Here is a 10,725-nt window from a genome sequence, read left to right on the forward strand (position 1 = left end):
TTTGTGGTTAATGAATAATCGACCTAGGAAATGCTTAGATTACCAAACACCTTTGGAAGTATTTTTACACGAACTCTTATTAATTGAGTAAATAAAAAATTGTCGCATTAATTATTGCAATTCAACACCTGATGCTGACCGAATTATTGCGGATAACTATGCACTATAATTGTAAAACATTAGTTGGGTTAGCCCCGTTTTTGACCAATAAAGGATAGTTTTTAATTCATTTAATTTAGCAGCGGATGGTTACTATTTGTGACCGTCCTTTTTTACAGCTGTAAAGTTAGGAACGCACATAATCCCATTTATGATATCAAATTAAAGCAATAAGATTGGATGCGCTTATGATTCTATAAGGAGTGAAACTTATGATAATTGAGTACCATTACATTTTACTTCCAGTTGAAGGATCACAACAATCAATTGATTCATTTAAACGGAGGATATCAGAAGGGTAAACAAATAGTAAGCTATACTTTGTTCATGTACTAAAGGAAGATAGTGATGATATTCTTGTTTTACAAAGAGAGTCGTTGTTAAACTCACTAGAAGATTATGTAAATAATGAGGGCGTTAGTCTGCATAAAGAGATACTCTATGGAGATCTAAGAACACAAATTGCTGTTGTTTCAGTTGATCGATGGTCCATTGATTTGGTTGTTATGAGGCAATATATCATTGAACAGATGCAAAACCGCATGATAAAGGGTCAGCAATTAAAAGTGAGAAAAGCTAGAAAATAAAACATCATTTTATTTTTCATATCCCGTTTAGAAAGCATGAGTTAGCGACCATAAACGTTGGCTTTAATAATTTAGTATTTATTATAGTTTTTCAATTCTCATTGGCACTTCATCTAAGTAACGAAATGATTTTTACATTTCATACAATCCTTTAATGAAATGCCCGTTGTTATTTTTTTACTTTTAAAGGTACGTACATTCAGGTTTTGTAAAGGACGTGTTATTTGTTATCAACCAATAGACGATTACAAGTAGAAGTAAGTTTACATATCAAGGTACTCAATATTTATTGACAAGCAGAAAACTTTGGCTTATTCTTAAGCGAGAACAAATGATTAATACAATTAAATAGCGATTCCATGTAGGGGGACCAGTATTGCTGGTTGAGATATTATCCGTGAAGATAATGACCCTTAGAACCTGATCTAGTTGACACTAGCGTAGGGAACATATAACGATTATGAAGAACAGTAAATAATACGTATGTGCACCCTAGAATCAGTCTAGGGTGCTTTTTTTGTGTCAATATTAAGGAGAAAGAGAAAATATGAAAACAATAATCCAAGAATTTATTTGTAATCCAGAAGAGTATAAAAGTTTCGATGAAGTAGCCATACAATTGTTCAGGTATCTTTACCAAAATAATCTGGCATATCAACAATATTGTCGAAAAAAAGGGATCGGTCTTAAGCAAGTTAGACATTGGAAGGACATTCCAAGTGTATCGACAGAGGCATTTAAGTCCAGCTTTTTAAGTGTAACTCCTGAAGAGGAATGCTCATATGTTTTTATGACGAGTGGAACTACGAATGGCAATAAAGGAAAGCATTATCACCGTGATCTAGACGTCTATGATCTATCAGCGAAAGAAAGTTTTAAAAATTTTGTAAGTGCAAAGAAATATCCCATGGCAATTTTATTTCCAGATGAAAAAAATATGCCTCATTCTTCTTTAAGCCATTATTTATCGCTATTAAAAGCTGATGGAACGAAAGATTCCGCACATTTTGTGTCAAAAGATGGGTTAGAGTTAGAAAAATTGATTGAATGGACTCAAAAACATGAGCATACGCCCGTAATGATTTTGGGTGCGAGTTACAATTATGTTCATTTACTTGATAGTTTAGAAGACAAAAATAAATCGATTCATTTGCATGAGGATAGCTTAATTTTTGATACAGGTGGATTTAAGAATTTCTCAAGGTCTTATTCAGAAAATGATTTCTATAAATTATTAAAAGATAGGTTTAAAGTCAAGACAAAAATAGTAAATATGTATGGGATGACAGAATTATCTTCGCAATACTATTCGAAGATTGAATTGGGTGGAAAGAATATAAAGCGAGGACCACATTGGATTCGTTTTAAAATTATTGATCCAATCACTGAGCAAGAAGTTCCTAAAGGAGAAATTGGCTTATTAGTACATGTTGATTTAGCCAATATCAACTCTGTACCAGCTATTCAAACAGGGGACTTAGCTATTGAAAGAGAGGGTGGCTTTGAATTAGTAGGAAGGCAACCATTGATTGAATCACGAGGTTGTTCATTATCTGCGCAACAATGGATAGAGGAGTATCAAAATGGTTCAAATTGAAAAAAGTGGTTATTTACCACCGATGGCAAAAGATTTAAAGATTAAGAATCGACAGATTGATTTTCAGGATGTATCAATTTCAGTGCCACATCCTGATGAAGATCAATTGAAAATTTTATCACAGCGAATGAAATCGGTAGGAAATCACTTGACTACAAATGAAATTATCACAGCAATTACTAAGGCGGTCGCAGTGTTATTAGATCGAAAACATCCTTTACGTCGTAAACTAGAAAAACTTCTGCCACTAATTACTGGCTTTAATCACGAAACGATTCGATTAAGTCTGACTCATTCACTGAAGACTTTTAGAGAACATGAATTGATGCGTTGGTTATCTGTGAATTTTGAAAATCCTCTAATCCTTGATCAATTTATAGCAAGTTCTCATGGGGGATTTACCAAGGCTGTTGGACCAAAATTAACGGTACATATTTGGGCAGGGAATGTACCAGTTCTACCTCTTTGGAGTTTAGTAGGAAGTCTATTAGTTAAAGGAAAAGTGATTGGAAAAGTTTCTAGTAGCGAACCTTTATTTATTGGTGTTTTCTGTCAATTATTGGTTGAAATTGAGCCTCGATTAGCAGATAGTCTTGCGATTGTTTCTTGGAAGGGGGGAGATACCGGTCGTGAAAAGATGTTATTGAATGAAGCTGAAGTAGTAGTTGGATATGGTAGTAATCGGACTATATCCAAACTGCAGCAACAAATAGGTCACAATACACATTTCATTGGTTTTGGTAATAAATTAAGTTTTGGTTTTCTACACAAGCTAGTTTTAGATAAGCAAAAAGCAGAAAACTTGGCTAAACAAGCTGCAAAGTCAGTGATTTACTACGATCAGCAAGGGTGTTATTCTCCCCAACTCTTTTTCGTAGAAAAGAATGGACAAACAAGTCCGCATGAATGGGCATTACTATTAGCAGGCAAACTTCAATCTTATCAGAATCGTTATCCTTTAAGAAATTTATCAATTGAAGAAGCATATGATCGCTCAAAATTTTATGAATCAAAAATGTGGGACGATCATTGTAAAGTAATTGTCCCTGAGGATCGCTCCTGGATAGTAAGCTACAGTGAGAAGCCTTTTCTTGAACCAACTCCCTTATCACGGGTGGTACAAGTTATTGCTATTGATCATTGGAAAAGTTTAGCAGAAATCATTCGTGACAAGTCGCAAGTCCTTCAAACAGTAGGAATCGCTGCGCCGACGGATGAATTATTTGACATTGCTTCCGATTGGGGAGCTTTAGGCATTACGCGCGTAACTAGCTTGGATAAAATGGTACAGTTACATGCCGGTTGGCATCAGGATGGTTATTCATTTCTGAAAGAACAGGTTCGGATGGTCGATATCGACCCTTCGGTTGTTTGTTCTTCAGAATTATTCAATTACTACATGGATTAGAGGGGGACATATCATGGAATTAGAGCTACAAAAAGTCTCTTATCAGTATAAAAACCAAAATTTTACATTGAAAGGAATTGATTGGCAGCTACCAACGGGTGAGATTCATTGCTGGTTGGGTCGTAGTGGGAGTGGTAAGTCAACCTTACTAGAGTTAGCAGCAGGGCTAAAAAATCCAACGAAAGGAAAAGTTTACCATCAAGGACACATAGTTACAAAGCCATCGAATAAGATTGGCTTTGTATTTCAAGAGGCTACTTTACTCAATTGGAAGACAGTTTTAGAAAATGTATTGTTGCCGATTCAATTACAACGCGAAATTACGGCAGAAGATATTAATTATGCAGAAGTATTATTAGAGATTCTTCAAATATCAGAATTTGCGGAGCGAATACCATCTACTTTATCTGGCGGACAAAAAAGTCGAGTAGCGATAGCAAGAGCATTAATTAAGAAACCCACACTTCTTTTTCTAGACGAACCATTCGCTGCTTTGGATATCATAACAAGAGAGGAGTTACAAAATGAATTATTGAGATTAAATAAAAGAGAAAAGATCGCGATGCTTTTTGTTACCCATGATGTAACTGAAGCTGCTTTTTTGGCAGATCAAATTGGGGTGATTAGTCAGGGTGAAATGAGTTCTCAAAAAAAATCTCCATCTTGGGAAGAGACAGAGATCAATCGGCGAGATTCTCAAACATTTAGAGAATATTGTAGAACTATTCGTCAATTGTTAGGGGTGGAACATGAATAAGAGAGCTTCGCTACTATCACTGTTAATGGGTGTGTTGTTATTATTCATCTGGGAATTGAGTGCTCAACAGGTATCTGAGCTGATTTTACCACGCCCACTTGCTGTTTTTTCCGTCCTTTGGAAAGGGATTCTCGATGGCTATTTTCTCCCTCATATATTGACTACACTCGTTGAACTAATCATTGGATTACTAATGGGTGGATTTTTGGGGGTATTACTAGGAATCATCATCGGGGAAAGCCCGTTTTTGAAAAATGTATTTTCTGTGTATATCGTCATTTCACAAGCTATTCCTAAAATCGCTTTGGCTCCATTATTCATGTTGTGGTTTGGATATGGTATGATGTCGAAAATTGTTATTACTGCTTTGATTTGCTTTTTTCCATTATTAGAAGCAACTGCCAGTGCGATTCAACATGTTAACTCAGATCAATTAACTTTGTTTCGTTTGATGAATGCCTCGCGATGGCAAACATTATGGTATCTAAAGTTTCCAGCTGGTTTGCCTACGATTGTTCAAGGACTTCGTGTTGCTGTAGTTCTCTCACTAGTAGGTGCTTTAGTGGGGGAGTTTATAGGCGCAAAACAAGGGCTAGGTGCATTGATTATTGCATCACAAGGAATGATGGATACAACTTTAATGTTTGCTGTTCTGATTCTATTAGCAATATTAGGCTGTATACTATATGGATTAGTTAATATTCTGGAAAATCTATTATGGTATAGCAAGGAGAATAAAAATGAGAAAAATTAAAATAGGGCTAGTGTTAATATTTATAGCAGTGTTAAGTGCTTGCAGTTTTCAAACGACGAATTCATTGACAATAGCCAATTGGAGTCAATTAATTGTTGAACAGACGAATTTATTGGCAGAAGAGGAACATGGATTCTTTAAAGAAGCTGGTATAGACTTGTCGATTATTCCGGGAAATGGCGGACAAGATGCGTTAAAAAATATGTTAACAGGACAAGCTGATATCGCATTCACCGATCCTGGTGCAGTTTATAGTGCTCTCGCTAATGGCGAAGATTTAGTTATTTTATATACGGTATATCCACAAAATGTTTTTAATGTAGTTACGATGGATAATCATATTCAATCTCCAAAAGATTTGAAAGGAAAAACCATTGGTATATATAGTCGGTCAAGTGGAACATATCAAAATTTATTAGTATTATTGCATCAAGCAGGTTTATCAGAATCAGATGTAGAATTATTAGATGTAGGTATTGCTAATTTTTCACCGTTGATTCAGGGACAAGTGGATGCAACAGCCGCAACCGATACAGCCTTAGTTCCGGCCATAAGGGCGGGTTTAAGTGCTCCAAATATTTTTGAAGTGCGAGACTCTTTGAATATACCGAGTGATTTTTTCGTAGTAAAACGATCAACCTACGAAGAAAAAGAAGCGCTGTTAAGGGATTTCATTCTCGCCTATAAAAAAAGTGCCCAATGGATGATTGGAAATCCAGATAGAGCAGCAGAATTAGCCGTAGAGTTAGCCATTGATGGGCGTGATCCAGAAATTAACCGAGAAATTATCAATTTAAGAAATACTGCGAGTTTAGATGAGAATGGTCAGATAGGTAAAGTGGATATTGATGTCATCCAGGAAGGTGCCGATACATATTTTGAATTAGGTCTCATTCCAAAAAAATTAGAAATGAGCCAGTACATTGAAGCAATTGAGGAGTGAAGATATGCTAGAAGGTAAAGTGGTTATCGTTAGTGGTTCAAGTCGTGGAATTGGTGCAACCTTGGCTAAAGGCTTCGCTAGTCAGGGTGCTTATGTGGTTGTTAATTATAATCATAGCAAGGAATCAGCCGAAGAAGTGGCAAGAGCATGTGAAAAATTAGGTGGCCAGTCAATAGTTATTAAAGCAGATGTAACCACAGAAGAAGGTGTGAATCATTTAGTAGAAGAGACGCTACTGACATTTGGAAGAATCGATGTGTTGGTTAATAATGTATTTGCACCCTATATATTCGATGCAGAAAATCGAAAAAAGGCATGGGAAATGGAGTGGCAAGATTATGAGATACAATTACAAGGAGGATTGAAAGCTGCCCACTTATTGGTGCAAAAAGTATTGCCAAACATGACAAACTTTGGGAAAGGAAGTATTATCAATATTAGTTCCAATTTAGTGGAACATCCAGTTATACCATATCAGGATTATACGACGGCTAAAGCAGCAATCATTGGTTACACAAGAAGTATGGCAAAAGATCTAGGCAGTATAGGTATTCGGATGAATGCTGTTGCGCCCGGGCTAGTTTATCCAACCGCAGCAACTAAATCAACCAAAGAAGAACAAAAAGAAATGATAGCAGATGCTACTCCACTGGGAAGAATTGCAGCACCTGAAGATATTGTGGGGCCTGTTTTATTTTTAGCTTCTGATTGGAGCGGCTTTATGACAGGACAGACACTGTATGTTGATGGTGGTTTAGTTATGAGATAAAATATCAGGATAGTAGAATCTTACTGTAAAAGCATATTGCCAAAATAACCTAATTACTTTTATATTACTAATAAGATAATGTAGTGCCCCCCCTAAATCCGGACATGGATTTAGGGGAGTACTACATTATCTTGTCTATCATTAAGTTAATTGTGGGTTTTAAACGTCTATTAAAGACTTTCAGAAGTATATACTAGATTCCCGGCATTCCCTCTGTAATGAGAGGTATTTCGGTTTCTAGCGACAAAAGACTCTTTACCTGACATTCTAACCGCTAAACGATCATCTGAATTTAATAAGATGCGTTCAGCCCAATACAAGTTATCTTTAACAACGTCAATCGGTTCTGAAAACGAATTGTGCTGAGTTAAAACAACTTTAAAGTTTTTCTGTAATTTTCTTAATTTCACTAAAGCATCACGATATTCTTGAATTGAAGCACTAGAATCTAAATTTAATAATGTTGGATTCGCACAAGCATCACCAAGCATTGCAACTTCTAATTCGGGGATGATAAAACCCATGATTCCCTTTGTATGACCTGGCAAGTGGACAGGGCGGATTGTTACGCCACCTAAATTAAATACATCCTTTTCATGATATGAGATGTATTTCACGTCACCTTGCGATAAAAAATTCTCTTTAGGGAATGATTTATTAAAGCGACGCAACACGTTATTCATAGTTGAGTGTCTTGTTTCAATCTTTGTTCCGTGCTTTACTAACTCAAATTCACCTTCTGGTAAGTACACAGTATTATATTGTCCATTACCGCCAGCATGATCGGGATGACCGTGACTACAGATGACATCATAAGGTAAGTCAATTAATTCATCTACCACGGACCTTAAGTCTCCATAACCAAAACCAGTATCGATTAAAACAGCTCGGTCTGATCCTTTGACGATATACGAACATACATAAGGCATCTTGATTCGAGTAATTCCCGGAATTACCGGTTCTACTTTAAATAATTCCATATTAATTCCTTCCTTTGAAACTTGTAATATATAGATAGGATTTGTAAATTCACATATGCTAATATAAACTAAGTAAAAAGAGTTTTCAATTATCTTGTTTATATTAAATCATAATAACCTTAAATATTATCAACTAAAAGTTAAAGAGGAGGAGAGTAGCGATGCCAGAAAATTGGTTAAAACGATTGTTAACTCGCTTATTACCAACAGGAATTGGTCAAATTTTATTAATTACGCTATGGATGCAGTTTCCTGGACAAGAAGCAGCTGGTTATCTATTCCTTCTGATACTATTTGCGATTCCAGTTGGGACGATTTCAAATTGGATAATAAAAGTGTTAATAATCAAAGTAATAGGGCACACTCGGTCTAAATTAATAAAAAGTATCATTCCATTCATAATAATTGCAATCATAACTTATGTTTTATACTTATTGTTACTTGTTTCAACCCATAATTTAATATACATTACCACTTTATACGCAATCTTGTCTTTACCTTTACTATTGTTAGAAATGCTGATAATTGTATTTAAACTGAACAAGGGCAACAGAGATGGTAACAAACGAAATATTTAATAAAGGAGTTTTTTTATGTTAACAATTTACGGTTTAGGTCATTGTACGACTACGAAAAAAGCAAAGAAATATTTAGAAGATGAAGGTGTCAGTGTAGATGATATTATCGACATTCGCGATAATCCACCGAGTGAAGAAGTCATTCAACAAGCAATTGCATCAAAGAATGGGCAAGTTCGTAAAATAATGAATACATCTGGGAATCTGTACCGTGAAATGGACTTAAAAGATAAGTTGGATACAATGAATGAATCGGAAATTATTGATCTACTTTCTAAAAATGGTATGTTAATTAAACGACCTCTAATTACAGACGGTAAGACAATGACGAATGGCGCAAAGGAAAGTGTATTAAAAGCAGCTTGGTTAAATAATTAAATCAAACTTAAGAGGTGCCTATGACAACAATAACGATCATTAAACAATTTATATTCCGCTTAATACTCACAGGACTTGGACAGTATGCCGTCATTGAAGGTATTAGAGTGATAGATCCTTCGAATTCGATTATAGAGTTGATTCCCATGATCCCTTTTACCGCAATTTTTTCAACACTAATAAATACGGCATTATTTCATTTTATTGTCTATGCAGTTAATAGATTAACTCGTTTTAGTCACAAAATGCTCGTAACACTTTCTATTATCTTAGGCTTGCTTTTATTATCAATTGTTCTCTTTATTTTCTCGGATAGTTTCTTAGGGTCATTCTCGGCTTATATATTTTTATATACATTACCATTTCTAATAATTGAAACACTATTATATTTTATTCGAAATCGGAAAATTTTATAATGACGCTAGGATAAGATGACACGAACATTATTATCATAGGGGTGGAGATGTTTCAAATAACATTGACTTTAATAATTATAGCTGATATATTAACGTTAAATTATATCATGAAAAAATAATGAGAATATTAAACACATTGAAAAGAAAAGTATATTTATTCATAATTTATAGAGAGCCTCGTAAGCTGGAAAAAGGTAATTATGATAGATAGAAAATGGTCTTTGAGTGGATATATCGAAAGTAGAGCTTAAGATATATACGTCGGCACCCGTTACAGTGTCTCAGTAAATCAATGAATTGTTTACTGAATAAGACAATGAGTTCATCGCTCTTGTAAATGAAGGTGGTACCACGTGAATGAATAATCTCGTCCTTGCGTAATTTATTACGCAGGGATTTTTTAATGAAAAAAATTTAAATTTATCTTATATGATGGAGGACAATATGAATAACAAACATTTAGTATTACAGACAGATTTTGGATTAGTGGATGGGGCAGTCTCAGCTATGCAAGGTGTAGCATACACAGTTGCACCAGAGGTTACAATCAGTAATTTAACACATGAAATTGAACCATATAATATTAACGATGCATCATACAGATTGTTACAAACAGTAGCATATTGGCCAGCCAAAACAGTCTTTGTGTCTGTGGTTGATCCTGGTGTTGGGAGTAGCAGAAGAAGTGTTGTTGCTAAAACAACCGCTGGGCAGTATATTGTCACTCCAGATAATGGATCATTATCACACGTCGCAAAATTCGTTGGGTTAGAAAGCGTTAAAGAAATTAATGAAGAGGTTGACCGTCTACCACATTCTGAGAAAAGTCACACTTTCCACGGACGTGATGTTTATGTATATAATGGTGCAATGATTGCGGACAATGAATCATATTATGAAAATTTAAGTAAAGAGGTCAGTGTCGACTCAATTAAGACTTTAGAAATCGCGGAACCTGAATTACGTGATGGTGTCATTCACGGTGTCATTGACATTCTAGATGTTCGCTTTGGTTCTTTATGGACAAATATTCCATTAGAACTCGTTGAAGAAGCTGGAATTCAAACGGGTGATAAAATCAGTGTACAAATTTTCCATGATGATATTAAAAAGTACGATAACCAATTATTATTCGGACACAGCTTTGCTGATGTTGCAGTTGGTGAGACTGTAGGATATATTAACTCATTAATTCGTTTAGGTGTAGCAATTAACCAATAGAACTTCTCTCAAACATATAATATCGGGACAGGGAATGACTGGTTAATTCAAATTTTGATTTGTCAAATTAAGCTAGACAAAACTGCTTCATCTAAGTAACTCAAAAATACTTCCAACGGTGTTCGGTAGTGTAAGGATTTCCGTGGAATCGTGTTCCGTTTGTGTGCAATCGATGACA

Annotated in this window: 12 protein-coding genes, 1 pseudogene, 1 riboswitch and 1 other annotated feature; of the genes and pseudogenes, 11 read left to right on the top strand and 2 right to left on the bottom strand. The window is 35.2% G+C overall.

Annotated features, from left to right (window positions below):
- Positions 1-536 precede the first annotated feature (536 nt).
- The 7 genes from ACEN4N_RS10290 to ACEN4N_RS10320 all read left to right on the top strand — a co-directional run bounded on the left by ACEN4N_RS10290 (position 537) and on the right by ACEN4N_RS10320 (position 6,974).
- Positions 537-746: a hypothetical protein gene (locus ACEN4N_RS10290; protein ID WP_407094174.1), complete on the top strand. Its 210-nt coding sequence runs from the start codon at positions 537-539 to the stop codon at positions 744-746.
- A 353-nt stretch (positions 747-1,099) separates the two neighbouring features.
- A riboswitch (TPP riboswitch) is annotated at positions 1,100-1,210 on the top strand.
- 83 nt (positions 1,211-1,293) lie between these two features.
- On the top strand, positions 1,294-2,343 hold the full coding sequence (locus tag ACEN4N_RS10295) for a hypothetical protein (RefSeq protein ID WP_407090815.1): 1,050 nt from the start codon (positions 1,294-1,296) through the stop codon (positions 2,341-2,343).
- A complete protein-coding gene (locus tag ACEN4N_RS10300) occupies positions 2,330-3,751 on the top strand; it encodes an acyl-CoA reductase (RefSeq protein WP_407090814.1) in 1,422 nt (473 codons plus the stop codon). Before ACEN4N_RS10295 ends, ACEN4N_RS10300 begins: the two co-directional genes overlap by 14 nt.
- A 13-nt stretch (positions 3,752-3,764) precedes the next feature.
- A complete protein-coding gene (locus ACEN4N_RS10305) occupies positions 3,765-4,508 on the top strand; it encodes an ABC transporter ATP-binding protein (protein WP_138403385.1) in 744 nt (247 codons plus the stop codon).
- Positions 4,501-5,262, top strand: coding sequence for an ABC transporter permease (locus tag ACEN4N_RS10310; RefSeq protein WP_407090813.1), 762 nt, complete (start codon positions 4,501-4,503; stop codon positions 5,260-5,262). Before ACEN4N_RS10305 ends, ACEN4N_RS10310 begins: the two co-directional genes overlap by 8 nt.
- The gene (locus ACEN4N_RS10315) at positions 5,249-6,205 is read left to right on the top strand and encodes an ABC transporter substrate-binding protein (protein WP_138403387.1); all 957 of its coding nucleotides are present in this window, start codon (positions 5,249-5,251) and stop codon (positions 6,203-6,205) included. The genes ACEN4N_RS10310 and ACEN4N_RS10315 overlap by 14 nt, the downstream gene beginning before the upstream one ends.
- Before the next feature lie 4 nt (positions 6,206-6,209).
- Positions 6,210-6,974 carry an SDR family oxidoreductase gene (locus tag ACEN4N_RS10320; RefSeq protein ID WP_407090812.1) on the top strand — a complete coding sequence of 255 codons (765 nt, stop codon included), beginning with the start codon at positions 6,210-6,212 and terminating at the stop codon, positions 6,972-6,974.
- A 170-nt stretch (positions 6,975-7,144) separates the two neighbouring features.
- Here the strand turns inward: ACEN4N_RS10320 and ACEN4N_RS10325 are convergent, their stop codons facing one another.
- Positions 7,145-7,954: an MBL fold metallo-hydrolase gene (locus ACEN4N_RS10325; RefSeq protein WP_407090811.1), complete on the bottom strand. Its 810-nt coding sequence runs from the start codon at positions 7,952-7,954 to the stop codon at positions 7,145-7,147.
- A 161-nt stretch (positions 7,955-8,115) separates the two neighbouring features.
- Between ACEN4N_RS10325 and ACEN4N_RS10330 the strand changes: the two genes are divergently transcribed.
- The 4 genes from ACEN4N_RS10330 to ACEN4N_RS10345 all read left to right on the top strand — a co-directional run bounded on the left by ACEN4N_RS10330 (position 8,116) and on the right by ACEN4N_RS10345 (position 10,547).
- Positions 8,116-8,532 (top strand): hypothetical protein, encoded by a 417-nt coding sequence (locus tag ACEN4N_RS10330; RefSeq protein ID WP_407090810.1) that lies wholly within the window; start codon positions 8,116-8,118, stop codon positions 8,530-8,532.
- A 15-nt stretch (positions 8,533-8,547) separates the two neighbouring features.
- On the top strand, positions 8,548-8,910 hold the full coding sequence (locus tag ACEN4N_RS10335; protein ID WP_407090809.1) for a Spx/MgsR family RNA polymerase-binding regulatory protein: 363 nt from the start codon (positions 8,548-8,550) through the stop codon (positions 8,908-8,910).
- Positions 8,911-8,930: 20 nt separating this feature from the next.
- Positions 8,931-9,326 carry a hypothetical protein gene (locus ACEN4N_RS10340; protein ID WP_407090808.1) on the top strand — a complete coding sequence of 132 codons (396 nt, stop codon included), beginning with the start codon at positions 8,931-8,933 and terminating at the stop codon, positions 9,324-9,326.
- Positions 9,327-9,453: 127 nt separating this feature from the next.
- Positions 9,454-9,704: a binding site (T-box leader), on the top strand.
- A gap of 66 nt (positions 9,705-9,770) precedes the next feature.
- Positions 9,771-10,547: an S-adenosyl-l-methionine hydroxide adenosyltransferase family protein gene (locus ACEN4N_RS10345; RefSeq protein WP_407090807.1), complete on the top strand. Its 777-nt coding sequence runs from the start codon at positions 9,771-9,773 to the stop codon at positions 10,545-10,547.
- Between the two features lie 62 nt (positions 10,548-10,609).
- Here ACEN4N_RS10345 and ACEN4N_RS10350 read toward each other — a convergent pair.
- Positions 10,610-10,725: pseudogene (locus tag ACEN4N_RS10350) on the bottom strand (IS30 family transposase); the annotation flags it as partial.

This window comes from Ruoffia sp. FAM 20857 (genome assembly GCF_045528645.1).
GTDB classification, from domain to species: domain Bacteria; phylum Bacillota; class Bacilli; order Lactobacillales; family Aerococcaceae; genus Ruoffia; species Ruoffia halotolerans.

Coding starts and splice junctions, on each gene's coding strand:
- ACEN4N_RS10295 (WP_407090815.1), top strand. CDS start 1,294: ATGAAAACAATAATCCAAGAATTTATTTGTAATCCAGAAGAGTATAAA.
- ACEN4N_RS10335 (WP_407090809.1), top strand. CDS start 8,548: ATGTTAACAATTTACGGTTTAGGTCATTGTACGACTACGAAAAAAGCA.
- ACEN4N_RS10300 (WP_407090814.1), top strand. CDS start 2,330: ATGGTTCAAATTGAAAAAAGTGGTTATTTACCACCGATGGCAAAAGAT.
- ACEN4N_RS10325 (WP_407090811.1), bottom strand. CDS start 7,954: ATGGAATTATTTAAAGTAGAACCGGTAATTCCGGGAATTACTCGAATC.
- ACEN4N_RS10320 (WP_407090812.1), top strand. CDS start 6,210: ATGCTAGAAGGTAAAGTGGTTATCGTTAGTGGTTCAAGTCGTGGAATT.
- ACEN4N_RS10315 (WP_138403387.1), top strand. CDS start 5,249: ATGAGAAAAATTAAAATAGGGCTAGTGTTAATATTTATAGCAGTGTTA.
- ACEN4N_RS10330 (WP_407090810.1), top strand. CDS start 8,116: ATGCCAGAAAATTGGTTAAAACGATTGTTAACTCGCTTATTACCAACA.
- ACEN4N_RS10345 (WP_407090807.1), top strand. CDS start 9,771: ATGAATAACAAACATTTAGTATTACAGACAGATTTTGGATTAGTGGAT.
- ACEN4N_RS10305 (WP_138403385.1), top strand. CDS start 3,765: ATGGAATTAGAGCTACAAAAAGTCTCTTATCAGTATAAAAACCAAAAT.
- ACEN4N_RS10340 (WP_407090808.1), top strand. CDS start 8,931: ATGACAACAATAACGATCATTAAACAATTTATATTCCGCTTAATACTC.
- ACEN4N_RS10310 (WP_407090813.1), top strand. CDS start 4,501: ATGAATAAGAGAGCTTCGCTACTATCACTGTTAATGGGTGTGTTGTTA.